This is a genomic window from Achromobacter sp. RW408 (genome assembly GCF_003184165.1).
GTDB classification, from domain to species: Bacteria; Pseudomonadota; Gammaproteobacteria; order Burkholderiales; family Burkholderiaceae_B; genus Achromobacter; species Achromobacter xylosoxidans.
On the sequence record NZ_QHHO01000049.1, the window covers coordinates 441,565 to 463,748 of the forward strand.

Below are 22,184 nucleotides of genomic sequence, written 5' to 3' on the forward strand. Positions count from 1 at the left end.
CCGCCCCCGCCCGCCAACGCAACGGGCGGCTCAAGAACCCTTGAGCCGCCCGCAAAACACAACCATCCTGCAACCATCAAGGCAACGCGTCAGCCACCCCAACGTCCGCGGCCAGCTTCTTCAACCCCTCCCAGATGGGCGGCGCAAATTCCAGCGAATCCGCGTTCAGCTCCCGATTGCGGGCTTCATACTCGCCCGGGTACTGAACCCCATCCACGCCCGGTTGGGGCGGGCAGGCATGCAGGTAGTCGATGAACGCGCCCACTTCCATCGAGCGCCAGTCCGTATTGAAGTCCACCTGCGGATCCAGCAGCAGCGCGAACATATTGTTCGTGGCCACTCCGTTGCGCGGGTGTTCCGGCTGGATCGTGCCGCCGCCGGACAGCACGCCCGCCAGCAGCTCGGCCACCAGGCCCATCGCGTAACCCTTGTGGCCGCCGAACGGCAGCAGCGCGCCCGGCGGATCGGTGAACAGCGCGCCCGGATCCGTGGTCGGATTGCCTTGCGCGTCGATCAGCGAGCCCGGCGGCGCCTGCTCGCCCTTGGCCGCCAGCACGCGCGCCTTGTTCACCGCGATCGAGCTGGTCGCCATGTCGACGATGAACGGCGGGCGGCCGCCCGGCAACGGGCCGGCAAAGCACAGCGGATTGGTCGTCAGGCAGGCGCGCGCGCCGCCAAAAGGCGCCACCGTGGGGGCACGGTTGATCACGTTGGTGAAGGCCAGCAGGATCAGGCCCTTGGCCGCCACCATCTCGCCGTAGTGGCCCATGCGGCCCAGGTGATGGCTGCGGCGCAGCGTCAGGATGCACTGGCCGTGCGCCTGCGTGCGCTCGATGGCCTGCTCGATCACGACCTTGCCCACGTACTGGCCCAGGCCGTTGTGGCCGTCGTAGGCCAGCATGGCGCCACGGTCGTTGAGCAGTTCGGGGCGGCCGTCGGCCTGCGCCAGGCCTTCGGCCAGCACACGCCGATAGTTGGTCAGGATGGACAGGCCGTGGCTGGTGTAGCCCACGCGGTCGGACTCCACCAGGTGCTCGGCCACGTCGCGCGCGATATCTTCCGGCACGCCTTGCGCCATCAGCACGCGACGGCCGTATTCATTGGCTTGGGCAATGGAGATCTTCATGATGCGGTCTCCTTACAGCCAGCCCAGCCAGCGCCAGTAGGTCATGCCCATCAGCATCATCAGCGCGTAGCCGATGATGGTGACCAGGATGCCGACCTTGGCGAACTGCTTGGCGTTGAAGGTTTCCGTGCCCAGGCACACCATGTTCTGCGGCGCGTTGATCGGCAGGATGAAGCCATAGCTCACCACGAAGCCCAGCAGCATGGTCATGCCCAGGCGGCTGAAGTCGCCCGGCAGCGTGGCCAGCACCGAGATCAGGATCGGCAGCATCGCCGAGGTCAGCGCGGTGGCGCTGGCGAACCCCAGGTGGATGATGATCAGGAAGGCCGACAGGATCGCGAAGATGGCCAGCGGGCCGAGATGGTCCAGGCCGGTGTGCGCCACCACCTGGTTGCCCAGCCATTGGCCGGCCTGCGTGGTCAGCAGCGCGGTGCCCAGGCTGATGCCGACGCCGAAGACGATCACGGTGCCCCATGGAATGCGCGATTGCACGTCTTTCCACGTCATCACGCCAAAGCGCGGCAACAGCAGCAGCACCAGGCCGAAGTAGGTGGTGGAGGTGGTGTCGAACTTGTGCAGCTTGCCTTCGGTCGACCAGAACAGCAGCAGCATGACCGACACGGCCATCAGGCGCTTTTGCGCGCCCGTCATGGGCCCCAGTTCAAGCAGCGATTTCTCGACGGCTTCCTTGCCCCCCGCGATGCTGTCGCTTTCCGGCGGCAGCAGCTTGAGCACAATGATGATCAACACCGCCGACATGATCAGCGACCAGGGCGCGCCGGCGATCAGCCAGTCCGACCAGGCCACGCGCTGGCCCAGCATCTTTTCCATGAAGCCGACCGTCAGCAGGTTCTGCGCGGCCGCGGTCTGGATGCCCACGTTCCAGATGCTGGTGGCCTGCGCCACGATGATCATGATGCCGGCGGCGATGTTCGAGCGCTTGTCCACGCCGAAGGCCGCGATCACGCCCATCATGATGGGCACCACGGCCGCGCTGCGGGCGGTCGCGCTGGGCACTACCAGGCTCAGCACGATGGTCACGGCGATACATCCGATCAGGATGCGCCGCGTGCTGGTTCCGACCTTGGACAGCGTCACCAGCGCGATGCGCCGATCCAGTCCGGTGAAGGTCATGGCCGCGGCGATGAACAGGGCGCCGGTGACCAGCGCCAGCGCCGAGTTGGCGAAGCCGGTCAGCGCCATGCTGATGGCGGCCGACGTGCCGTAGACCACCTGCGGATCCTTGATGGTGGGCGCGGTGCCCAGCAGGAAGGCCATCAGCGTCGTGATCATGATCGCGCTGGCTTCGTAGGACACGGCTTCCGTGATCCACACCACCACCGCGAACGCCAGGATCGCCAGCATGCGATGGCCGGCAACGGGCAGGTCGGCCGGCAAGGGCAGCATCAGCACGCCGATCATGACGATGAAGCCGGCGACCAGGCCGATCGGGATTTTGGTTTTCTTGGGGGCTTGCGAGGCAGGGACAGCGGTTTCCGCAGTCATATCCATCTCCGGTTGAGGTCAAACTGACGACACCCCGTTGCCAAGCCTTGGGCTGGATCAAAGCGAAGTGTCGACGCTACAGAATGATCGTGACGGCATTAAGGAAAACCCGTATTGATACGTGTCAATTCGGCGGACAATCATGCTTGTCGGAAACCCGCTCCGGAGATTATGCTCGTCGGCCGGCAAAAATCGCAACCCTGCGAATGTTGCATAAAAACAAACAAATACTGCAACACCACCCGTGCGAGGCAGTTAATTCGTTCGTGTTATGGCGCGAATGAGATCAGCCCAACGCCAGGCGCAATTGCTCGTCCAGGTGCAGCGTGGGCGCCACGCGCCAGCCGCTCTGCGCATAGCGCAGCCAGCGGCCCAGCACCAGGTGCGTCAGCAGGCTGGCGTGCGCGGCCACGTTGGCCTCGGGCGGCAGGCCGCCGTCGGTCACGGCGATACGCAGCGATTGCTTCAACGACGCCTCGATGCGGTCGTTGATGTGGTTGATCCGTTCCTGCAGGCGATTGTCCTCGGTGACCAGGGCGTCACCCGTCAGCACCCGCGTCATGCCTCGATTACGTTCCGAGAACGTCAGCAGCATCGACACCGTCTGGTGCGCCTGCGACAGGCCATAGGGCTCGGCGATGGCGATCTGGTTCACCAGCGTGAAGATGCTGGTTTCGATGAATTCGATCAGCCCTTCGAACATCTGCGCCTTGCTGGCGAAATGCCGATAAAGCGCGGCTTCCGATACCGCCAGGCGCGCGGCCAGCGCCGCCGTGGTGATGCGCGAGGCGTGCGGCTGCTCCAGCATCTCGGCCAGGGTCTGCAGAATCTGGGTCTTGCGCTCGCCGGGTTTGCTCGCCATGGACGGGTCTGGTGTTACGCAGGCTGACGGTGGAGGAGGGAAGGCGCGTCGGCGATCAACCCCGCAAGGGGCGCCGGCGCAGCAGCAAATCACTGACGGAGTTTACCCGCAAGTCGACGTAGGCCGGCCGTTGCGCGCGGCCGCGCGCAAACGGGGTGCCGGGATGGAACACATGCACCGTGCGCAGCCCGGCGCGGCGCGCGCCGCGCAGATTGGCAAGGGTGTCTTCCACCAGCACCGCCTGGCGCGCCGGCACGCCTTCGCGCGCCAGCACGTAGCGCAGCAGCGCCGGCGATGGCTTGGGGCGGAATTCGCCATGCAGGCGCATGTGCTCGATGGCCCACAGGCTGTCGAACTGGCGCAGGATGCCCAGCCGCCGCAGCACCGCGCGCGCGTAATGCAGCGGCGCGTTGGTCAGCAGTACCTTGCGCCCGGGCAGTTGCTTCAGCTTGTACGCCAGCGCCTTTTCGGCGCGCACGAGCGGATTGACGTCGAAATCATGGCTGCGATGCAGGAAGACATGCGGGTCCACGCCATGGTGCCGGACCATGCCGATCATCGTGGCGCCATAGCGCTGCCAGTACTGCTTGCGCACGGCATTGGCGGTGTCGACGTCGACCTCCAGCGCCTCGGCCACCGCCATGGTCATGCCATGGTCGATTCGAGGGAAGATCGCATGCGACGTATCGTGCAGCGTGTTGTCCAGGTCGAACAACCACAGGCGCCCGGGGGCGTCCGTGGTCGTGCGGCGCGAGCGGCGCTGGCGCACCGCCGGCCGCAGCAGGGTGCGCAGCGCTCGCATCAGTGCGAGCTGATCATCGTGCCAACGCCTTGGTCGGTCAGGATTTCCAGCAACAGGCAGTGCGGCACGCGGCCGTCGACGATGTGCACCGAATTGACGCCATTCTTGGCGGCATCCAGCGCCGACGAGATCTTGGGCAGCATGCCGCCCGAGATGGTGCCGTCGGCGAACAGCTCGTCGATGGTCTGGGCCGACAGGCTGCGCAGCAGCTTGCCGCCCTTGTCCAGCACGCCCGGGGTGTTGGTCAGCATCAGCAGCTTTTCGGCGCCCAGCACTTCGGCCATCTTGCCGGCGACGACGTCGGCGTTGATGTTGTAGGCGGTGCCGTCTTCACCGTAGCCGATGGGCGAGATGACCGGAATGAACTGGTCGTCCTGCAGGGCCTTGACCACCGCCGGCTCGACCAGGGTGATGTCGCCGACGAAACCGATGTCGATCGGTTCGGCCGGGTTTTCCTTGTTGGCCATCAGCTTCTTCTGGGCCTGGATCAGTCCGCCGTCCTTGCCGGTCAGGCCCACGGCCTTGCCGCCGACCTCGTTGATCATCATGACGATGTCTTGCTGGACCTGGCCGCCCAGCACCCATTCGACCACTTCCATGGTCTCGGCATCGGTGACGCGCATGCCCTGGATGAAGGTGCCCTGCTTGCCGATGCGGCGCAGCGCGTCGTCGATCTGCGGGCCGCCGCCGTGCACCACCACCGGATTCAGACCCACCAGCTTGAGCAACACCACGTCATGCGCGAAGCTGCGCTGCAGGCGCTCTTCCGTCATGGCGTTGCCGCCGTACTTGACCACGATGGTTTTGCCGTGGAATCGTCGGATATAAGGCAGCGCTTCGGAGAGCACCGCGGCTTTGACAGCGGGAGACGAGACGGCAGCAGGGTCGGGGGTGTCGGTCATGGCAGCTAAGTCGGCAATAAGTAGGGTATGAAAGTTAGAGGTTGAAAGCCCGCGCCAGCGATGGCGGACAGGCATTGCCCCCCGTGGGGGCGTGGGGTCCGGCAGTAAAAAAATGCCTGCACAGGAACGCGTTGGCAACGCGGTAGCGCAAGCATACGACGGATTGTAGTACCCGCAGGTTGCTTATGCTTTAAACCCATGTTGTTATGCCCGACAAATAACCGGCATTCGGGTAAATTGGGGGCGTTTTCGCAACGGAGCACCCCTCACAAGGGGGAATCTCCACACCGGCCGGGCATATGCCCCCAAATTTCTACCTATAAAAGAGGCAACTCATGCGTTTGAATTTCGTCCGTTCCGCCCTGGTGGCGTCGGCCCTGCTGGTGGCAGCCACCGCCGCCCATGCCGAAAAGATCGTGGTGGGCGCCACCCAGGTGCCGCATGCCGAGATCCTGGAAGTGGTCAAGCCGCAGCTGGCCAAGGAAGGCGTGGAACTCGACATCAAGGTGTTCAACGACTACGTGCAGCCCAACCTGCAACTGGCCGACAAGCAGCTCGATGCCAACTTCTTCCAGCACAAGCCGTACCTGGATACCTTCAACAAGGACCGCAAGGCCACGCTGGTGCCGGTCGCCCTGGTGCACGTGGAGCCGTTCGGCGGTTACTCCAAGAAGATCAAGAGCCTGGCCGAACTGAAGGACGGCGCCACCGTCGCCATCCCGAACGATCCGTCCAATGGCGGGCGCGCGCTGGTGCTGCTGCAGAAGCAGGGCGTCATCAAGCTGAAGGATCCCTCCAACATCCTGGCGACCGCCGCGGACGTGACCGATAACCCCAAGAAGCTGAAGTTCCGCGAACTCGAGGCCGCCATGCTGCCGCGCTCGCTGGACGACGTCGACCTGGCCCTGATCAACACCAACTACGCGCTCGAAGCCGGCCTGGTGCCGACCAAGGACGCGCTGTTCATCGAGGGCTCGGATTCGCCGTACGCCAACATCCTGGTGACCCGCTCGGACAACAAGGACGCGCCGGGAATCAAGAAGCTGGTCAATGCGCTGCATTCGCCCGAGGTGAAGAAGTTCATCGTCGAGAAATACAAGGGCGCCGTGGTGCCGGCGTTCTGATCGCGACGCTTCCCCTGCCGAAACCGCCCGCATCATGCGGGCGGTTTCTTTTTTTTGGGCCAGGCGCTGGCTTCGGACGTGGGGCCAGGGGGGCGGCGGGGATCGGCCCGGGGTGTGGCCGAGGCCGGCGGGCCGCCCGCGGCCAAATGAAAACCGCCCGGCAGGCGGGCGGTTCATGGCGGCGGCCAAGCGGACCGGGGTTCAGCCCGCGGCCAGTGCCTTCTCGACGGTGGCATGGAATTCGGCCACGTCGTATTCGCCCAGGTAGCGCTTGATAATGCGTCCCTGTTTGTCGATCAGGAATGCCGTGGGCGTCAGGCGGATGTCGCCAAAGGCGCGGGCGATGTTGCCCTTGGTGTCCAGCGCCACCGGGAACGGCAGCTTGCGGCTTTCGCTGAAGTTCAGCACGTAGTTGGGCGGGTCGTAGTCCATGGCGACCGCGATGGCCTCGTAGCCCTTGCCCGCGTACTCGTTGTAGGCCGAGATGGTTTCCGGCATCTGCTTGACACAGGTGACACAGCTGGTGGCCCAGAACTTCACCAGGACCACCTTGCCGCGCAGGTCCTGCATGGAGAAGGTCTTGCCCTCCAGCGTGGTGAAGGTCACGTCGGGCGCGGTTTGCGTGGGGCGCAGGGTGAACCAGGCGCCGACGCCGACCGCCACCAGGACGGCCAGGGCTACGATGGCTTTTTTCATTTGATGGGCATCGCTTCTACGGCACTGCCACCGCTGCTGGGCGCGCTGCTGCCGCTGTCGGCAGCGCCCGCGCCGCTTTCGATGGGGGCCTTGGTTTCCGTGGTGGTCGACTTGCTGCCGCTGCTGGACAGGCGGATCGCTTCCTCGCGGCTGATGGTCTCGAACAGTTTTACCACTTTTGCCACGCCGCCGAGGTCGGCCACCGCGTTGGCGGCGTAGTCGCCCTCGGCCTGCGTCACCTTGCCCATGAGGTAGACGACGCTGTGGTCGGTGGTGACGGCGATGGTGCCGGAGGGCACGTACTTGGTGTTGATCAGCGCGGTCTTGGCCTTGGACGTCAGCCAGGTGTCGTTCGAGCGCACGCCGAACGACGCGATCGGACCGACGGTGAGCTGGTTGACCACCTGCTTGACGTTCTCGACGCCCTGGGCGATGGCGGTGGCCTGCGACTTGGCTTCCTCGGTGGGCACGTCTCCGGTCAGCAGCAGGTGGCCGCCGTACGCCATGGCGTTGACGCGCGCCGCGTCGCCGAGCTTGTCGGAGATCTGCTTCTGGGCCTTGAAGGCCATGTTCTGGTCTTCGAGCTGGATCCCCGAGGTGCGCCGGTCGGTGACGACGACGGCGGTGGTGGCGGCCGCGCCGCCCACGATCAGGGGCGCGCAGGCCGACAGCGACAGCGCGGCGCCGGACAGGGCCGCGGCGAGCAGCAGGGGGCGGGCGGCGGTTCTGGCGTCTGAAATCATTCGGTGTCTCCAAGCAGAAGAGCGTCAATGCCGTCGCAAAGCGCATGCAACAGCAGTATATGGACTTCCTGGATGCGCATGGTGCGATCGCTGGGAACACATAGATGGACGTCCATTGGCGTGATGAGTTCCCCCATGACGCCGCCGCCCTTGCCGGTCAGGGCCAGGACGTGCATTTCGCGGCTGGCGGCCGCCTCCATGGCGCGCACCACATTGGGCGAATTGCCGCTGGTGGAAATGGCCACCAGCACGTCGCCGGCCTGGCCAAAGGCGTTGACCTGGCGTTCGAACACTTCGTCGAAACCGTAGTCATTGCCGACGGCGGTCAGGATCGAGGTGTCGGTGTTCAGGGCGATGCCGGCCAGGGGCAGGCGTTCGCGTTCGAAGCGGCCGACCAGTTCGGCGATGAAATGTTGCGCGTCGGCGGCCGAGCCGCCGTTGCCGCAGGCCAGAATCTTGCCGTTGTTGGCCAGGGCGCCAAACAGCACGTCCACCGCGATCGCCAGCGGCTCGGCCAGCACGTTCATGCTTTGTTCGTACGTGGCCATGGCGTCGCGAAAGTGCGACGTCATTCGAGAGGTCATATCCATGGCCGCGATTATCTCACGGGCGGCGCCCGATCAAGGCAGCTCGAACGCCGCGCGTAGCCACCGGACCTGGCCGCCGTCGAAGAGCACGGCGTCGAAGCGGACCGCGGGCGGCCTGCCGCGCCAATGGCGTCGGGCCAGCTCGGGCAGCCAGTGGGCCGCCGCGCGCGCCAGCCGCGCCTGTTTGTCACGGCCGATGCTGGCGGCCGCGCCGCCATAGGCGTCTGCCTGGCGTGAACGCACTTCGACCAGCACCAGGATGTCGCCTTCACGCATGGCCAGGTCGATCTCGCCGGCGCGGCAGTGCAGGTTGCGCGCCAGCAGCACCAGGCCGGCGGCCTGCAGCAGGCGCAGCGCGGCGTCTTCATGGGCGTCGCCGGTGCGTTGGCGGGGCGAGCGCCGGGGAGGCGGGCGGTCCGCGGGGCCGGCGCGTCGCGCCGCGCGGCGGCGGCGTTTTTCGGCGCGGCGGCGTGCCGCCAGGGCGAGCTCGAAAGCGAATGTGTCAACCGTCATGCCAGTTCCGAAACGGGGGGGCGATGGCGGCTACACTGGCATGGTTTTCCGTGTAAGTAGGCTGCAATGAACCAAAATGTCTCACCCCCGGTGGCCGACGATGCCTGGGCCCGCGTGGCTGAACGCGTGGCCGGGCAGCATTGGCCGGCCTCGACGCTGTATGTGGTGGCCACGCCGATCGGCAATCTGGGCGACCTGGGGTTGCGGGCCTGGCACGCGCTGCAGCGCGCCGACGTGATCGCGGCCGAAGACACCCGCGCCAGCCGCACCCTGCTGGATGCCTGGGGCGTCGGCACGCCCCTGATGGCGGCTCACCGACACAATGAAGCGGCGGCGGCGCAGGCCATCTGCGAACGCCTGGCCCAGGGCCAGCGCGTGGCGCTGGTGTCGGACGCCGGTGCGCCGGCGGTCAGCGACCCCGGGGCGCGCGTGGTGCGCGCGGTGCGTGAAGCCGGTTTCGCCGTGGTGCCGGTGCCCGGCCCCAGCGCGGTGATCGCCGCCTTGATGGGCAGCGGCGTCACCACCGACGAAAATCCCGCATACGCGTTCGCCGGCTTTGCGCCATCCAAGGCCGCGGCCCGCCAGCGCTGGCTGCGCACCTGGTGCGCGTTGCCCGCGCCGGTGGTGATGTTCGAATCGCCGCATCGGCTCGCGGCGACCCTGGCGGATCTGCTGGAGGTCTGTGGCCCCGCCCGCCTGGTGACGGTGGCCCGTGAACTGACCAAGCGTTTCGAGGAGATCGCCACGTTCCCGCTGTCCGAGGCCGCCGCCTGGCTGGCAGCCGACCCGCATCGCGAGCAGGGGGAATTCGTGCTGATCGCGCATGCCCAGGCGGGTGGCGAGGTCGACGAAGACGCCGACCCGCGCGCCGACGCGTTGCTGGACGCGCTGCTGGAAACCCTGTCGCTGCGCGATGCCTCGAAGGTTGCGGCCAAGGTCACCGGCCTGTCGCGCGACGTCCTGTACAACCGGGCCCTGGCCCGCAAGAATTCGTAAGCCATGATCTACATCGCACAGGCACGCAAGCGTCCCGGCGAAGCGGCCGAACGCGTGGTCTATCGGGACATGCCCACGCCTTTGGGTGAAATGCGGCTGGTGGCCAGCGCCAGGGGCCTGCGCGGCGCCTGGTTCACCGACCAGATGTCGCTGCCCCCGGCCGACGGCTGGGTGCTCGACGAATCGGATCCCATCCTGGAACAGGCGCGGCGCGAACTGGACCAGTGGTATGCCGGCGAGCGCCGCGATTTCGACGTGGCGCTCGATCCGGTCGGCACGCCGTTCCAGCACGAGGTCTGGCGCGCCCTGTGCACGCTGGATTTCGGCCAGCTTGCCAGTTATGGCGAACTGGCGCGCGTCGTGGGGCGTCCCAAGGGGGCCCAGGCGATCGGCGGCGCGGTCGGGCGCAATCCGGTCAGTATCATCATCCCCTGCCATCGCGTGATCGGCGCGGACACCTCACTGACCGGGTTTGGCGGCGGCCTGCCGCGCAAGCAGGCGCTGCTCAAGCACGAAGGCAGCCAGTACCTGAGCCGCAATCCGCGCGCGCGGCGGGTTTGCGACGGGCAGGCGCAACTGCCGTTCGAGTTGCCGACGTTCGACTGGCCGCCGGCAAGGTAGGCCGTTATTGCGCGGCGATGCTGGGGGTGATGCCGAGGCGGTCGGACACCAGCTGTACCGCGTTCAAGGCGCTCTGGCGATCCGGATAGGGCCCGATCTTGACGCGGTAAAGGTTGTTGGCCTGCTCCACCGCGGCCGCTGGCGCGCCCTCGGCGCCCAGCTGCGTATTGATGCGGCTGACCAGTGATTGCGCGTTGGCCGGCTGGCTGAATGCGCCCACCTGCAGGTAGACGCTGCCGGCCGCGCCCATCGGGCGCACCGGCGCGCTGCCCGGCGCGGGCGCGGGCTGCTGCGCCAGCGGCTGGGGTTCCAGCGCCACCGGCGCGGCGGCAACGGGTGTGGCCACCGGCGTGGAGCCGGTCGCCGAGGCGGGCATCGGCGCCGGCGTGCCCTGCGAGGCCAGGCGGCGGATCTCGTCCTGTCCGATGCTCTCGACCACCACCTGGCCGCTGCCCGGCCCGATGATGCCCAGCTTGTAGGCCGCCACGTACGACAGGTCCATGATGCGGTCGCTGTGGAATGGCCCGCGGTCATTGACTCGCACGACGATGGTCTTGCCGTTGACCAGGCTGGTGACGCGCGCGTAGCTCGGGATCGGCAGCGTGGTGTGGGCCGCCGTCATGGCGTACATGTCGTACGGTTCGCCGATGGAAGTGGAGTTGCCGTGGAACTTCTTGCCGTACCACGAGGCGATGCCCTGGCGCTTGTAGGGCTGGCCGCTGGTATCCGGCACGTAGCGCTGGCCGAACACCACATACGGCCGGTTGGCGCCGCTGGCGTAGGGCTCGATGCGCGGCACCGCGTCCGGAACCTGGTCCAGGTTGGACGGCGGATTGGCGTCCGGGCCATCGTCCTTGTAGTACCCGCCGCCTTTCTTGCGTCCCCCGGTGGAAGAGCAGCCGGCCACGGCAATGGCCAGCAACAGCATCATCAGGATATGGAGCGGGCGGGACAGGATCATGCGGATTCGTCGGGCAGTTGGGTGCGATGGCGCACCAGCAGCGGGTCGTGGTCGGCAAAGCGCTTGGCCAGCTCTTCGACCACGTAGACCGAACGATGCTGGCCGCCGGTGCAACCGATGGCGACCGTCAGGTAGTTGCGGGTGTCTTGCGTGTATTGCGGCAGCCAGCGGTTCAGGAAGCCGGTGATGTCGTCGATCATCTGGCCCACCTGTTCATAACCGGCCAGCCAGGTGGCGACGGGCTCGTCGCGGCCGGTCAGCGGACGCAGGTTGCGGTCGTAATAGGGGTTCGGCAGGCAGCGCACGTCGAACACCAGGTCGGCATCGCGCGGCACGCCGCGCTTGTAGGCGAACGATTCGAAGGTCAGCACCAGCGGCGCGCGGTCGGCCTGGATCAGGTCGCGGATCCACGCGCGCAGCTGGCCCGGGGTGAGTTCCGAGGTGTCGATGACGTGTTCCTGCTCGCGCAGCGGCGCCAGCAGTTCACGTTCGAGCGCGATGCAGTCGGTCAGCGACGGGGCGGTGCCGCCGCGTTGCAGCCGGTCGGTCAGCGGATGGCGGCGGCGCGATTCGGAGTAGCGTTGCACCAGGGTGTCGGTGCTGGCATCCAGGAACACCACGCGCAGGCTGGTTCCCATGGCGCGCAGCGCGGTGACCACGTCCGGCAGTTCGGCCAGTTCGCCCGGCGAACGCACGTCGATGGCGACCGCCACGCGTTCCAGGCCGTCGTCACGGGCATTGGCGATGAATTCAGTCAGGAACCGCACCGGCAGGTTGTCGACGCAGGTGTAGCTGGCGTCCTCGAGCATGCGCAGGGCGACGGACTTGCCTGAGCCTGAGATGCCGGTGACGAGGACGACTTTCAACATGGACATGATTGTGGCACGCTTTTCCGGGAGGATGCCGGCGGGTCGGCATCTGATATGGCCGTAAACTGCGGATCTGCGCCTGTACCGTTTTACCGCCCCTGGCGTAAGCTTGGGCACCGGCACACGACCGAGATTCATCTACGCGCCCCGCCGCCATGCGCTTCCGGGGTTGGTTCGACTTAGTGTTAACTGGCCCTAGATGTTAGCCTTCATTTCCTTTCGTAGTGTTTCACTGCCACGGTTTTGGGCAAAATCCCGGCTTCTGGCCGCCGCCGTTGTGGCCTTTTCCGCAGCCCCCGTGCTGGCCCAGGACACGCCCCAGGTATTGCAGCCCGGCACCATGGCGGCCCGGGTGGCGGCCTGTACGGCCTGTCACGGCGAGCAGGGCCGCGCCGGCGCCGACGGTTATTACCCGCGCCTGGCCGGCAAGCCGCAGGAATACCTCTACCACCAACTGCTCAATTTCCGCGACGACCGGCGCCAGTACCGGCCCATGGCGCACCTGCTGGCGGGCCTGCCGGATGCCTATCTGCACGAAATGGCCGGCTACTTCGCGGCGCAGCACGTGCCGTATCCGCCGCCGGTGCGCGCCGAGGTGTCCGCCGCCACGCTGGAAGCCGGCCGCAGGCTGGCGCTCGGCGGCGATGCCGCCCGCGGCCTGCCGGCCTGTGCGTCCTGTCACGGCGCCTCGTTGGGCGGCTTGTTGCCCGCCGTTCCCGGATTGCTGGGCTTGCCGCGCGACTACATCAGCTCGCAGATCGGCAGCTGGAAGAACGGCCTGCGCCGCGCCGCCGCGCCCGATTGCATGGCCGACGTTGCCCACAAACTCACGCCCGCGGACATCGGCGCCCTGGCGGCCTGGCTGTCGTCGCAGCCGGTGGCTGACGACTATGCGCCCGAACCGGCCGGTTCCCTGCGCCTGCCAGCCGAGTGCGGCAGCCAGGTGCAGCGTTGAGGGGGCACGCCATGAAACTGATGAAGCGACTCCTCGGCATCCTGTTGGCGCTGGCCGCGTTGGCGGTCGGCATTCTCTATTGGCAAGGCACGCGCGACGATGCCAGCACCGGCCCGACCGAGGCGCCGGCCGATCCGCAGCAGCGCATCGAGCGCGGCCGCTACCTCGCCCTGGCCGGCAATTGCATGGCCTGCCATACCGCGCGCGGGGGCCAGGCGTATGCCGGAGGCACCGCCATTCCGACGCCATTCGGCACGATCTACGGCCCCAACATCACGCCCGACGAGAAGACCGGCATCGGCGCCTGGAGCGCGGATGATTTCTGGCAAGCGCTGCACAACGGCAAGTCGCGCGACGGCACGCTGTTGTATCCGGCCTTCCCGTACACCGAATACACCCGCGTCACGCGTGCCGACTCGGACGCCCTGTTCGCCTATCTGCGTACGGTCACGCCGGTCGAACGGCCGAGCCGCGCGCCGGAACTCGATTTCCCGTACGACCAGCGCATCCTGCTGGCGGCGTGGCGCGCCCTGTATTTCCGCCCTGGCGTGCAGGAGGCCGATCCGGGCCAGTCGACCCAGTGGAACCGCGGACGCTACCTGGTCGAGGGCCTGGGTCACTGCGCCGCCTGCCATGCGCCGCGCAACAGCCTGGGCGCGACGCGCGCGGCCGACGGCCTGGCTGGCGGCATCATTCCCATGCTGGACTGGTATGCGCCGCCCTTGACCAACGATCCGCAGACGGGCCTGGGGCGCTGGTCGGCCGAAGACATCGCGGCGCTGCTGCGCACCGGCATCGCGGCCCACTCCAGCGCCAGCGGCCCCATGGCCGAGGTGGTGCTGGGCAGCACGCAGCACCTGAGCGATGCCGACGCGCTGGCGATGGGCGTGTATCTCAAATCGTTGCCGTCGACTCCGGCGCCGGCCGCGGTCGCGAGCGCCGCGGTCGCGCCCGCGGCGATGGAGCTTGGCGGCAAGATCTACCGCCAGCAATGCGCGCAGTGCCACCAGCCGGCGGGCGAGGGCAGCGCGGGCGCCTGGCCCGCGCTGGCCGGCAACCCGACCGTGACGGCGCCGTCTCCGCTCAATGCCATACGCATGGTGCTGGATGGCGGCTTCGCGCCGGCTACCGCGGCCAATCCGCGGCCCCACGGCATGCCGCCGTTCGGCCAACTGCTCAATGACAATGATGTCGCCATGCTGGTGTCCTACATCCGCAACAGCTGGGGCAACCAGGCGGGGGGCGTGACGCCGCTGGAGGTCAAGCGCGCCCGCGCCGCCTCAACCCGCAACTGATCAGGAGGGCCGCGTCGCCTGGCTGCAGGCCGCGCGCGCCATCTCGCCCAGGACGCGGACGGCGTCAGCCTTGCCGTCGTCCCATGGATGGCCGTAGTTCAGCCGCAGGGCGTTGCCGAATTGCCCGCTGGCCGAGAAGATCGGTCCCGGCGCCACGCTGATGCCGCGCGCCAGCGCCTGCCGGTGCAGCGCCAGCGCGTCCACCGCCGCGGGCATTTCCAGCCACAGGAAGAAACCGCCCTGCGGACGCGTCACGCGGGTCCCGGCGGGAAACTCGCGCGCGATCGCATTGGCCATCAGGTCCTGCTGGGCCTGCAGCGTTTCGCGCAGCCGGCGCAGGTGGCGGTCGTAGCCGCCTTGCTCCAGGTATTCGGCGAGCGCGCCCTGGGCCGGACCGGACGCCGACAGGGTGGACGACAGTTTCAGGCGCTGCACGCGCTGCGTATAACGGCCGGCGCTGGCCCAGCCGATGCGGTAGCCCGGCGCCAGGCACTTGGAGAACGACGAACAGTGCAGCACCAGCCCGTGCTTGTCGAAGGCCTTGGCAGGCACCGGCCGGGCCGCGCCGAAGTACAGCTCGCCGTAGACGTCGTCCTCGATCAACGCGATTTCGTGGCGCGCCAGCAGCTCGACCAGCTGCCGCTTCTTTTCCTCGGGCATCAGGCTGCCCAGCGGATTCTGGAACTGCGTCATCAGCCAGCAGGCCTTGGGCCGGTGGCGCTTGATCGCCGTTTCCATGGCCTCCAGGTCCACGCCGGTGCGCGGATGCGTGGGCACTTCCAGCGCTTTCAGGCCGTGGCGCTCCAGCGCCTGCAGGGCGCCGTAGAAGGTCGGCGCTTCGACGATGACCGTGTCGCCCGGTTCGGCCACGGCCTGCAGGCACAGGTTGAGCGCTTCCAGCGCGCCATTGGTGACCACGATGTCGTTGGCCGGCACGTTGATGCCGGCGATCAGGTAGCGCAGCGCGATCTGCCGGCGCAGGCCGGGGTTGCCGGGCGACAGGTCTTCTATCGTGTCCAGCGGGTCCTGGCGCTTGAGATGGGCCGACATGGCCTGGGCCAGCCGCGGCAGCGGGAACAGCAGCGGCGACGGAAAGGCCGAGCCCAGCGGCGTGACGTCGCGGTTGCGCACGGAATCGAGGATGTCGAAGATGCGCTCGCTGATCGCCAGCTCGGTCGATTCGCCGTCGGGACAGGACGTGTCAGGTTCGGGCGGCAGACTGTCGTCGCGCGCATTGACGTAGTAGCCGGAGCGGGGGCGGGCGCGGACCAGGCCGCGCGCTTCCAGCAGGTAATAGGCCTGGAATACCGTCGACGGACTGACGCCGCGGCTGGAACAGGCATCGCGCACCGAGGGCAGCTTGTCGCCCACGCGCAGCACGCCGTCGCGGATCGACTTGGCGATCTCGTTGGCGAGTTTCTCGTACAGGCTCACGGTGCCGCGGGGCGACGCGCGTTATTTGCTGCTTTGCAGGATCGCCATGGCCTGGCGTTCCATGAATTCGCCCAGGGTGTCGATGCCGCGCAGCTTCAGGATGGTGTTGCGCACGGCGGCTTCGACCAGCACCGCCAGGTTGCGGCCGGCGGCCACCTGCAGCATGACCTTGCGCACGGGCAGGCCCAGCATGTCCTGGGTGATGTCCTGCAGCGGCAGGCGTTCGAACTTGTCCTGCGCGGTGGCGCGCACCAGGTGCACGATCAGCTTCAGGCGCATCTTGCGTCGCACCGAGGTCTCGCCGAAGATGGTGCGGATATCCAGCAGGCCCAGGCCGCGCACTTCCAGCAGGTTCTGCAGCAGCTGCGGGCAGTGGCCTTCGATCATGTTGGGCGCGGTGCGCGAGAATTCGACCGCGTCGTCGGCCACCAGGCCGTGGCCGCGCGAAATCAGCTCCAGCGCCAGTTCGCTCTTGCCCAGGCCGGATTCGCCGGTGATGAGCACGCCCAGGCCCAGCACGTCCAGGAACACGCCATGCACGGTGGTGGTGGGCGCGAGCTTCTTGCCCAGGTAGATGCGCAGCAGGTCGATCAGCTGCGCGGCCGCCACGGGAGTGGACAGCAGCGGCACCTGGTGCTGGTCGCATTGGTCCACCAGATCCTGCGGCGGCGTCAGGCCGTCGGCCAGCAGGATGGCCGGCACGCCGCCGATCAGCAACTCGTCCATGTGGTGCATGCGGCGGCGCAGGTCGAAGCGCGTGTAGTACGCCAGTTCCTCCTGGCCGAACACCTGGATGCGCGACGGGTGGATCAGGTTCAGGTGGCCCACCAGGTCGGCGGCCGCCATGCCGTCATCGGGAATCGCGCGGTCCGCGGCCCCCTGGCCGGAAATCCAGTTGAAGGGGATTTTGTCGGCGTTGTCGTCGACGAGTTCCTGCACCGTGAGCATGGCAGCGTTTCCGCGAGGGTCAGAGTTGGCCGGTGGTGAGCATCTTGTGCACGACGGCCGGATCCGGCTCGGTGGCCAGGGCCTCGCGCAGGGCCTTGTTGGACATCAGTTGCGCCAGTTCGGCCAGGATGTCCAGGTGTTGTTGCGTGGCGGTTTCCGGCACCAGCAGACAGAGCAGCATCGAGACGGGCTGGCCGTCCGGTGCGTCGAACGTGATGGGCTGCGCCAGGCGGATGAAGGCGGCCAGCGCCTGCTCCAGGCCCTTGACCCGGCCGTGCGGCACGGCAACGCCCTGGCCCAGTGCCGTCGAGCCCAGGCGTTCCCGTGCAAACAGGCTGTCGAACACGAGCGCGCGTGCCAAGCCGTGGTTGTTTTCAAAGAGGAGGCCAGCCTGTTCGAACGCGCGTTTCTTGCTCGTAGCGAGCATATCGAGGACGACGTTGCCGGCGGGAAGGATGCGCGACAAATGATTCATCGGGTCATTATAGGGTTATATGACGCACTGCAAAAAAACTCCGGTGGGGGCACTTTCCTGGCGGTCCGCACCCTCCTGGATCAGGCCGCCGCTCCCGGCACGAGAGCGACAGCATAGACCGATAGCGCCGCGTTGTGGGCATTCTTCGTGCGCAGGTAGGTATACCAGCACGGTATGGCGTGCTCGCTGCGAGCGGATATTCGGGGAGTACACGGCGCTCCGCGGCCATGTGCCGGGGAATCGGGGGACAAAGAGAAGGGGACTGAGGGAAGGAGTTTGCCGATGCCCCGGCTGGACGATGCGTCTAGCGGGACACCGGGACTTAGGCAGGATTCAACGATTGCTGTTTCCTGGCTCGCACGGCGAGCGGATCATGAAGCGCGTTGTTACTGGGTTGGCGAGAGGCTCGCCGCTTGCCGCTTCACGGACTCTGCCGAGTGGCTTCGTACCTTGTCCTTGTGCTTGATGACCTGACGGTCGACTTTGTCAGCAAGAAGGTCGATCGCGGCGTAGAGGTTTTCATCGGTTGCTTCACAATGAATGTCCTTGCCACTAAGACGCATGGTGATTTCGGCTCTGTGCCGCAGGGGCTCTACTGAGAGCATGACCTGGGTATCGATGACGTGATCGAAATGCCGCAGCACTCGCGCCAGTTTGTTCATGACATATTCCCGGATGGCCGGGGTGACGTCGAGGTGACGACCGCAGATGCTCAGGTTCATAGTGTGCTCTCCTTCTAAAAGAGGAAAAAATGGTGCGCGGAAGGCGCGGTGGGGTCGTTAGGCGTTCTCCTTGTTCGAGGGGTTCGTTTGATACTAGTGTATAGACTCGGGCCGATAAAACAAGCTGACCTAGCGCAAGTTCATGGCATTTTCATGGCGGCCGCCCAGGGGCGTGCCCCAGGGGCCGTCGCGGACCCTGGGACTTTCCCCAATCGGGGTGTTACATGCGGAAGTGTTCGCCCAGGTAGACGCGCCGAACGGCCGGATCGCCGACGATTTCGTCGGGGTGACCGTCGGTCAGCACCTTGCCTTCGCTGATGATGTAGGCGCGGTCGCAGATGCCCAGCGTTTCGCGCACGTTGTGGTCGGTGATCAGCACGCCGATGCCGCGGCCCTTCAGGAAACGCACGATGCGCTGGATCTCGATCACGGCGATCGGGTCCACGCCCGCGAAGGGCTCGTCCAGAAGGATGAAGCGCGGGCTGGTGGCCAGCGCGCGCGCGATTTCGACCCGGCGGCGCTCGCCGCCCGACAGCGAGATGGCGGCGTTGCTGCGGATATGGCCGATCTGCAGCTCTTCGAGCAGCAGTTCCATCTGTTCATTGATCTTGGGCGTGGACAGCGTGCGGCCGTCCGGCCCCAATTGCAATTCGAGCACGGCGCGGATGTTCTGCTCGACCGTCAGGCGCCGGAACACCGAGGCGTCCTGGGGCAGGTACGACAGCCCCATGCGGGCGCGCTTGTGGATCGGCATCGCGGTGATCACCGAGCCGTCGATCTCGATGCGGCCGGCGTCGGCCGGCACCAGCCCGACGATCATGTAGAAGCTGGTGGTCTTGCCCGCGCCGTTGGGGCCGAGCAGGCCGACCACTTCGCCGCTGGAGACGGACAGGGACACGTCCTGCACCACGGTGCGGCCGTTGTAGGTCTTGCGCAAGCCGGTTGCGCGCAGGCTGCCCTGCTTGACGCCCGAAGGGGCGGAGGTCACGGGAGTCTGCACAGAGGGTTGGTTCATCGTGGCTGCGTGTGGATAACGTGGGAGGCGCTTCAGCGCCCCTTCTTCGATTCTTGCTGCTTGCGGCACTCGGCGATCGCGGCATCGGACTTGGCGCGCGGCTCGGCCACCGAGCGCACCCGACCGCCGGCGGCCGACGAGTTCGGGCCGCCCTGGGCCTCGTAGGTGCCGCTTTTCTCGTTGTAACGCACCCGGTCGCCGCGAATCGTGTCAAACGGCTTGCCACAGACATAGCGCACCACCACGGCCTGGCCGATCAGGTCGAAGGTGCTCTTGGTGCCGTCGTATTCGGCGCGCAGGCCCTTGCCTTCGATCAGTTCGAAGTTCTCGGGACGTTCCTGGCGGATGGTCACGACCTTGCCCTTGTTGGCGGTCGCCGTGCCGTACTGGTTGCCCGCGGCGTCTTCGCGCATTTCCAGATTGTCGGAGGTGAGCGTCATCAGGCCGCGCGTCATGTTGACGTTGCCCGTGAAGACGCTCTGCTTTTTCACGTCGTCGTAGTGCAGCGTATCCGACAGGATCGTGGTGGTGGGTTCCTCGGCGGGCGCGGTCTTGCTTGCGCCGGCGGCCGGCTTGGGGTCGGCGGCGAGCGCCGGCGCAACCGCCGATGCCATCAACAGCACCGCGCCCAGCAGGCGCGTGGTGGGGGCAATGCGAATCCGGAAGTCGGTCATGGTTTCTTCTGGTCAGAGGTGTTGGCAGGGCTGTCGGCCTGGCGGCGCGGCTTGTTCTCCGAGCCGGCGATCTCCACGTCCGTGGAGGCCGATACCTGCAGTTGGCGTGTCTTGTTGTTGTAGTGCATACCCTTGCCGTTCATGCGCGAGCGTCCCTTGATGACCTCGGCCGGCAGGTCGGTGTACACCACGTCTTCGTCGGGCAGCAGGATCAGCTGTTGGCTGCGCACGTCCAGCACGTCGTTGTTGGCGTCGGGCTGGCGGTGCACGTGGGCGTCGCCATTCATGACGATGCGCTTGCCGCCCTGCTCCATGACGGCGGTCTTGGACACGCCCACGGTGATGGGACTGGCTTCGCGCTGGCCGACGGCCCGCGGTTGGGTGATGTGGTACGAATCGTCGTCGGGGAAATGCTCGGCGTAATCGCCTTCCAGCCGGTTGATGGGGCGACCGGTCGGGTCGGTGCGCAGCATCACGAAATTGCGCGACCAGGCGTCCATTTCGTGCGTGACGCGGCGCGGCGGATCCGTCTGGATGGCCCGTTGCGCGTAGTCGGCGGCCCAATACGTGCTGGCGACCAGCACCAGCAGCAGGAACAGCGCGATCAGGGAAGGGAAACGATCTTTCATCAGGTGTGCGAAGCGAGGTTGGGGGCGCGCTTACTGGATGGCGCCCGGGCCGAGCAGCCCCGGCGCGGCCAGGAATCCGCCCAGCCGGCCCTGGGAAGCCAGCAGCAGGTCGCAGCACTCGCGGACCGCGCCACCGCCGCCAGGTTGCGTGGCGATCCAGTGGGCCGCCTGGCTGACATAGCCCGGCGCATTCGGCACGCTGGCGGCGAAGCCCGCGCGTTGCATTGCCGGCAGGTCGATGATGTCGTCGCCCATGTAGCCGGTCTGGTTCAGTTGGACCGCGCTGCGCTGCGCAAGTTCGGCCAATGCGGCACCCTTGTCGCGCACGCCCTGCATGATCTCGGAAATGCCCAGTTCGGCGGCGCGGCGCGCCACGATCGGGCCGGAGCGGCCGGTCATCAGAGCGACCTTCAGGCCGCCTTCCATCAGCAGGCGCAGCCCGTGGCCGTCCAGCGCATGGAAGCGTTTCTGCACTTCGCCGCTTTCCCCGTAATACAGGCTGCCGTCGGTGAGCACGCCGTCCACGTCGAAGACCATCAGGCGCACGGCGGCGGCGCGTTCGCGCACGCCCGGCGGGATGCGGGCCAGGACCAGCGCTTCGGCGGGGTGGGTGATCGAGGGAGGAAGAGTCATAGTCATACCACTTTGGCGGCCATCAGGTCGTGCATGTGCAGGGCGCCGAGCAGGCTGCCATCGGCATCCAGCACCAGCATGTGATTGAGCCGCAGTTCGTCCATCTGGCGCGCGGCCTCGACGGCCAGCGCGTCCGGGTTGATGCTGCGCGGCGAGCGTGTCATGCCGGCCTCGACGTTCAGGCTGCGGATGTCGCCGTAGCGTGCGATCAGGCGACGCAGGTCGCCGTCGGTGAAGATGCCCACGGGGCGGCGCTGCGGGTCGCATACGACCGTCATGCCCATGCCTTTGGCGGACATGACCTCGAGTGCCTGCGCCACCGGCGTGCCCAGGGCCACCACGGGCAGGGCGTCGCCCTGGCGCATGACGTTGCGCACGTGGGTCAGCAGGCGGCGGCCGAGGGCGCCGCCAGGATGCGAGCGGGCGAAATCCTGCGGGCCGAAGCCGCGCGCTTCGAGGCAGGCCACCGCCAGGGCGTCGCCCAGCGCCAGGGCGGCCGTGGTGCTGGCAGTGGGCGCCAGGTTCAGGGGGCACGCTTCCTGGGCCACGCTGGCGTCCAGGTGGACATCGGCCAGCAGGGCCAGTTCGGACTGCGGATTGCCCGTGATGGCGACCAGGCCCGCGCCCATGCGGCGGGCGACAGGCAGGATGGTCAGCAATTCCTGGCCGGAGCCGGAGTACGAAATGGCGATCAGGACGTCGTCGCGGGTGATCATGCCCAGGTCGCCGTGCACCGCCTCGGCGGCGTGCACGAAGAAGGCGGGCGTGCCGGTGGAGGCCAGCGTCGCCGCGATCTTGCGGGCCACATGGCCGGTCTTGCCGATGCCGCTGACCACGACGCGGCCGCGGCAGGCCAGCAGCATGGCGACGACCTGCGCGAAGCTGTCGTCGAGCCGGGCGGACAGGTCCAGGATGCCCTGGCTTTCGATTTGCAACGTCCTGCGCGCAGATGCCAGCGCGGTCTCGGACGATGTGGTGGGATGGTCGGTCATCAGGGGATTTTAATATCAGGTTGCGGGTTTGCCCCGGGCTGGGGGGTATGGCATCCTGGCGGCTCTTTCATCCGGCTATCACTCTTTCCTTTCCAGGCCCGCTC

Annotated in this window: 25 protein-coding genes; 5 read left to right on the forward strand and 20 right to left on the reverse strand. The window is 67.1% G+C overall.

The genetic code is table 11. The annotated features are described in order from the left end of the window. Window positions 1–76: 76 nt before the first annotated feature. The 5 genes from DK459_RS21515 to argB form a co-directional block, all read right to left on the reverse strand. Entirely contained in the window at window positions 77–1,126 is a 1,050-nt protein-coding gene (locus tag DK459_RS21515) for an Ldh family oxidoreductase (RefSeq protein ID WP_110135049.1), read from the reverse strand. A 12-nt stretch (window positions 1,127–1,138) separates the two neighbouring features. After that, window positions 1,139–2,632: a DASS family sodium-coupled anion symporter gene (locus DK459_RS21520; RefSeq protein ID WP_006389861.1), complete on the reverse strand. Its 1,494-nt coding sequence runs from the start codon at window positions 2,630–2,632 to the stop codon at window positions 1,139–1,141. Between the two features lie 286 nt (window positions 2,633–2,918). After that, window positions 2,919–3,494: a nucleoid occlusion factor SlmA gene (gene slmA / locus DK459_RS21525; RefSeq protein ID WP_006389862.1), complete on the reverse strand. Its 576-nt coding sequence runs from the start codon at window positions 3,492–3,494 to the stop codon at window positions 2,919–2,921. Window positions 3,495–3,549: 55 nt separating this feature from the next. Then, window positions 3,550–4,296 carry a pyrimidine 5'-nucleotidase gene (locus tag DK459_RS21530; protein ID WP_006389863.1) on the reverse strand — a complete coding sequence of 249 codons (747 nt, stop codon included), beginning with the start codon at window positions 4,294–4,296 and terminating at the stop codon, window positions 3,550–3,552. Next, window positions 4,296–5,198 (reverse strand): acetylglutamate kinase, encoded by a 903-nt coding sequence (gene argB / locus DK459_RS21535; RefSeq protein ID WP_026382124.1) that lies wholly within the window; start codon window positions 5,196–5,198, stop codon window positions 4,296–4,298. The genes DK459_RS21530 and argB overlap by 1 nt, the downstream gene beginning before the upstream one ends. 335 nt (window positions 5,199–5,533) lie before the next feature. Between argB and DK459_RS21540 the strand changes: the two genes are divergently transcribed. Beyond that, window positions 5,534–6,322, forward strand: a complete 789-nt coding sequence (locus DK459_RS21540; RefSeq protein WP_006389865.1) for a MetQ/NlpA family ABC transporter substrate-binding protein — start codon at window positions 5,534–5,536, stop codon at window positions 6,320–6,322. 201 nt (window positions 6,323–6,523) lie between these two features. Here DK459_RS21540 and DK459_RS21545 read toward each other — a convergent pair whose 3' ends face one another. The 4 genes from DK459_RS21545 to DK459_RS21560 are packed head-to-tail and all read right to left on the reverse strand — an operon-like array spanning window position 6,524 to window position 8,861. Further along, window positions 6,524–7,018, reverse strand: a complete 495-nt coding sequence (locus DK459_RS21545) for a peroxiredoxin (RefSeq protein WP_006389866.1) — start codon at window positions 7,016–7,018, stop codon at window positions 6,524–6,526. Next, on the reverse strand, window positions 7,015–7,761 hold the full coding sequence (locus DK459_RS21550) for a BON domain-containing protein (protein WP_006389867.1): 747 nt from the start codon (window positions 7,759–7,761) through the stop codon (window positions 7,015–7,017). The genes DK459_RS21545 and DK459_RS21550 overlap by 4 nt, the downstream gene beginning before the upstream one ends. Continuing rightward, complete coding sequence (locus DK459_RS21555) at window positions 7,758–8,351, reverse strand: phosphoheptose isomerase (RefSeq protein ID WP_006389868.1); 594 nt, start codon at window positions 8,349–8,351, stop codon at window positions 7,758–7,760. The genes DK459_RS21550 and DK459_RS21555 overlap by 4 nt, the downstream gene beginning before the upstream one ends. Before the next feature lie 30 nt (window positions 8,352–8,381). After that, window positions 8,382–8,861 carry a YraN family protein gene (locus DK459_RS21560; protein WP_020925974.1) on the reverse strand — a complete coding sequence of 160 codons (480 nt, stop codon included), beginning with the start codon at window positions 8,859–8,861 and terminating at the stop codon, window positions 8,382–8,384. A gap of 66 nt (window positions 8,862–8,927) precedes the next feature. On the opposite strand from DK459_RS21560, the gene rsmI reads away from it, so the two are divergent. Further along, entirely contained in the window at window positions 8,928–9,857 is a 930-nt protein-coding gene (gene rsmI / locus DK459_RS21565; protein WP_054448928.1) for a 16S rRNA (cytidine(1402)-2'-O)-methyltransferase, read from the forward strand. 3 nt (window positions 9,858–9,860) lie between these two features. After that, complete coding sequence (locus DK459_RS21570; RefSeq protein ID WP_006389871.1) at window positions 9,861–10,478, forward strand: methylated-DNA--[protein]-cysteine S-methyltransferase; 618 nt, start codon at window positions 9,861–9,863, stop codon at window positions 10,476–10,478. 4 nt (window positions 10,479–10,482) lie between these two features. Here the strand turns inward: DK459_RS21570 and DK459_RS21575 are convergent, their stop codons facing one another. Together DK459_RS21575 and rapZ are read right to left on the reverse strand one after the other, a co-directional pair. Beyond that, complete coding sequence (locus DK459_RS21575) at window positions 10,483–11,439, reverse strand: septal ring lytic transglycosylase RlpA family protein (RefSeq protein WP_024070668.1); 957 nt, start codon at window positions 11,437–11,439, stop codon at window positions 10,483–10,485. Continuing rightward, entirely contained in the window at window positions 11,436–12,308 is an 873-nt protein-coding gene (rapZ, locus tag DK459_RS21580; protein WP_006389877.1) for an RNase adapter RapZ, read from the reverse strand. The genes DK459_RS21575 and rapZ overlap by 4 nt, the downstream gene beginning before the upstream one ends. 199 nt (window positions 12,309–12,507) lie before the next feature. On the opposite strand from rapZ, the gene DK459_RS21585 reads away from it, so the two are divergent. Both DK459_RS21585 and DK459_RS21590 read left to right on the forward strand, forming a co-directional pair. After that, window positions 12,508–13,263, forward strand: coding sequence for a c-type cytochrome (locus tag DK459_RS21585; RefSeq protein ID WP_110135050.1), 756 nt, complete (start codon window positions 12,508–12,510; stop codon window positions 13,261–13,263). 11 nt (window positions 13,264–13,274) lie between these two features. After that, window positions 13,275–14,558, forward strand: a complete 1,284-nt coding sequence (locus DK459_RS21590; protein ID WP_110135051.1) for a cytochrome c — start codon at window positions 13,275–13,277, stop codon at window positions 14,556–14,558. On the opposite strand, the gene DK459_RS21595 is transcribed toward DK459_RS21590, so the two are convergent. From DK459_RS21595 to DK459_RS21635, 9 genes are all read right to left on the reverse strand, one after another. After that, on the reverse strand, window positions 14,559–15,992 hold the full coding sequence (locus DK459_RS21595) for a PLP-dependent aminotransferase family protein (RefSeq protein WP_026382130.1): 1,434 nt from the start codon (window positions 15,990–15,992) through the stop codon (window positions 14,559–14,561). Between the two features lie 21 nt (window positions 15,993–16,013). After that, window positions 16,014–16,940 carry an HPr(Ser) kinase/phosphatase gene (hprK, locus tag DK459_RS21600; RefSeq protein WP_006216298.1) on the reverse strand — a complete coding sequence of 309 codons (927 nt, stop codon included), beginning with the start codon at window positions 16,938–16,940 and terminating at the stop codon, window positions 16,014–16,016. Between the two features lie 19 nt (window positions 16,941–16,959). Further along, window positions 16,960–17,415 (reverse strand): PTS sugar transporter subunit IIA, encoded by a 456-nt coding sequence (locus tag DK459_RS21605; RefSeq protein ID WP_006389881.1) that lies wholly within the window; start codon window positions 17,413–17,415, stop codon window positions 16,960–16,962. A gap of 386 nt (window positions 17,416–17,801) precedes the next feature. After that, on the reverse strand, window positions 17,802–18,137 hold the full coding sequence (hpf, locus tag DK459_RS21610; RefSeq protein ID WP_006389882.1) for a ribosome hibernation-promoting factor, HPF/YfiA family: 336 nt from the start codon (window positions 18,135–18,137) through the stop codon (window positions 17,802–17,804). Window positions 18,138–18,357: 220 nt separating this feature from the next. Further along, a complete protein-coding gene (lptB, locus tag DK459_RS21615; protein ID WP_035184247.1) occupies window positions 18,358–19,152 on the reverse strand; it encodes an LPS export ABC transporter ATP-binding protein in 795 nt (264 codons plus the stop codon). Between the two features lie 32 nt (window positions 19,153–19,184). Next, the gene (gene lptA, locus DK459_RS21620) at window positions 19,185–19,826 is read right to left on the reverse strand and encodes a lipopolysaccharide transport periplasmic protein LptA (RefSeq protein ID WP_006389884.1); all 642 of its coding nucleotides are present in this window, start codon (window positions 19,824–19,826) and stop codon (window positions 19,185–19,187) included. Then, window positions 19,823–20,455 (reverse strand): LPS export ABC transporter periplasmic protein LptC, encoded by a 633-nt coding sequence (lptC, locus tag DK459_RS21625; RefSeq protein WP_006389885.1) that lies wholly within the window; start codon window positions 20,453–20,455, stop codon window positions 19,823–19,825. The genes lptA and lptC overlap by 4 nt, the downstream gene beginning before the upstream one ends. 30 nt (window positions 20,456–20,485) lie before the next feature. Continuing rightward, complete coding sequence (locus DK459_RS21630) at window positions 20,486–21,094, reverse strand: HAD family hydrolase (RefSeq protein WP_006389886.1); 609 nt, start codon at window positions 21,092–21,094, stop codon at window positions 20,486–20,488. After that, window positions 21,091–22,080 carry an SIS domain-containing protein gene (locus DK459_RS21635; RefSeq protein WP_006389888.1) on the reverse strand — a complete coding sequence of 330 codons (990 nt, stop codon included), beginning with the start codon at window positions 22,078–22,080 and terminating at the stop codon, window positions 21,091–21,093. Before DK459_RS21635 ends, DK459_RS21630 begins: the two co-directional genes overlap by 4 nt. Between the last annotated feature and the right edge of the window lie 104 nt (window positions 22,081–22,184).

What these genes read in the sequence shown, in the direction of transcription:
- DK459_RS21515 (WP_110135049.1), bottom strand. Translation starts at nt 1,126, where the DNA reads ATGAAGATCTCCATTGCCCAAGCCAATGAATACGGCCGTCGCGTGCTG.
- DK459_RS21520 (WP_006389861.1), bottom strand. Translation starts at nt 2,632, where the DNA reads ATGACTGCGGAAACCGCTGTCCCTGCCTCGCAAGCCCCCAAGAAAACC.
- slmA (WP_006389862.1), bottom strand. Translation starts at nt 3,494, where the DNA reads ATGGCGAGCAAACCCGGCGAGCGCAAGACCCAGATTCTGCAGACCCTG.
- DK459_RS21530 (WP_006389863.1), bottom strand. Translation starts at nt 4,296, where the DNA reads ATGCGAGCGCTGCGCACCCTGCTGCGGCCGGCGGTGCGCCAGCGCCGC.
- argB (WP_026382124.1), bottom strand. Translation starts at nt 5,198, where the DNA reads ATGACCGACACCCCCGACCCTGCTGCCGTCTCGTCTCCCGCTGTCAAA.
- DK459_RS21540 (WP_006389865.1), top strand. Translation starts at nt 5,534, where the DNA reads ATGCGTTTGAATTTCGTCCGTTCCGCCCTGGTGGCGTCGGCCCTGCTG.
- DK459_RS21545 (WP_006389866.1), bottom strand. Translation starts at nt 7,018, where the DNA reads ATGAAAAAAGCCATCGTAGCCCTGGCCGTCCTGGTGGCGGTCGGCGTC.
- DK459_RS21550 (WP_006389867.1), bottom strand. Translation starts at nt 7,761, where the DNA reads ATGATTTCAGACGCCAGAACCGCCGCCCGCCCCCTGCTGCTCGCCGCG.
- DK459_RS21555 (WP_006389868.1), bottom strand. Translation starts at nt 8,351, where the DNA reads ATGGATATGACCTCTCGAATGACGTCGCACTTTCGCGACGCCATGGCC.
- DK459_RS21560 (WP_020925974.1), bottom strand. Translation starts at nt 8,861, where the DNA reads ATGACGGTTGACACATTCGCTTTCGAGCTCGCCCTGGCGGCACGCCGC.
- rsmI (WP_054448928.1), top strand. Translation starts at nt 8,928, where the DNA reads ATGAACCAAAATGTCTCACCCCCGGTGGCCGACGATGCCTGGGCCCGC.
- DK459_RS21570 (WP_006389871.1), top strand. Translation starts at nt 9,861, where the DNA reads ATGATCTACATCGCACAGGCACGCAAGCGTCCCGGCGAAGCGGCCGAA.
- DK459_RS21575 (WP_024070668.1), bottom strand. Translation starts at nt 11,439, where the DNA reads ATGATCCTGTCCCGCCCGCTCCATATCCTGATGATGCTGTTGCTGGCC.
- rapZ (WP_006389877.1), bottom strand. Translation starts at nt 12,308, where the DNA reads ATGTTGAAAGTCGTCCTCGTCACCGGCATCTCAGGCTCAGGCAAGTCC.
- DK459_RS21585 (WP_110135050.1), top strand. Translation starts at nt 12,508, where the DNA reads ATGTTAGCCTTCATTTCCTTTCGTAGTGTTTCACTGCCACGGTTTTGG.
- DK459_RS21590 (WP_110135051.1), top strand. Translation starts at nt 13,275, where the DNA reads ATGAAACTGATGAAGCGACTCCTCGGCATCCTGTTGGCGCTGGCCGCG.
- hprK (WP_006216298.1), bottom strand. Translation starts at nt 16,940, where the DNA reads ATGCTCACGGTGCAGGAACTCGTCGACGACAACGCCGACAAAATCCCC.
- DK459_RS21605 (WP_006389881.1), bottom strand. Translation starts at nt 17,415, where the DNA reads ATGAATCATTTGTCGCGCATCCTTCCCGCCGGCAACGTCGTCCTCGAT.
- hpf (WP_006389882.1), bottom strand. Translation starts at nt 18,137, where the DNA reads ATGAACCTGAGCATCTGCGGTCGTCACCTCGACGTCACCCCGGCCATC.
- lptB (WP_035184247.1), bottom strand. Translation starts at nt 19,152, where the DNA reads ATGAACCAACCCTCTGTGCAGACTCCCGTGACCTCCGCCCCTTCGGGC.
- lptA (WP_006389884.1), bottom strand. Translation starts at nt 19,826, where the DNA reads ATGACCGACTTCCGGATTCGCATTGCCCCCACCACGCGCCTGCTGGGC.
- lptC (WP_006389885.1), bottom strand. Translation starts at nt 20,455, where the DNA reads ATGAAAGATCGTTTCCCTTCCCTGATCGCGCTGTTCCTGCTGCTGGTG.
- DK459_RS21630 (WP_006389886.1), bottom strand. Translation starts at nt 21,094, where the DNA reads ATGACTATGACTCTTCCTCCCTCGATCACCCACCCCGCCGAAGCGCTG.
- DK459_RS21635 (WP_006389888.1), bottom strand. Translation starts at nt 22,080, where the DNA reads ATGACCGACCATCCCACCACATCGTCCGAGACCGCGCTGGCATCTGCG.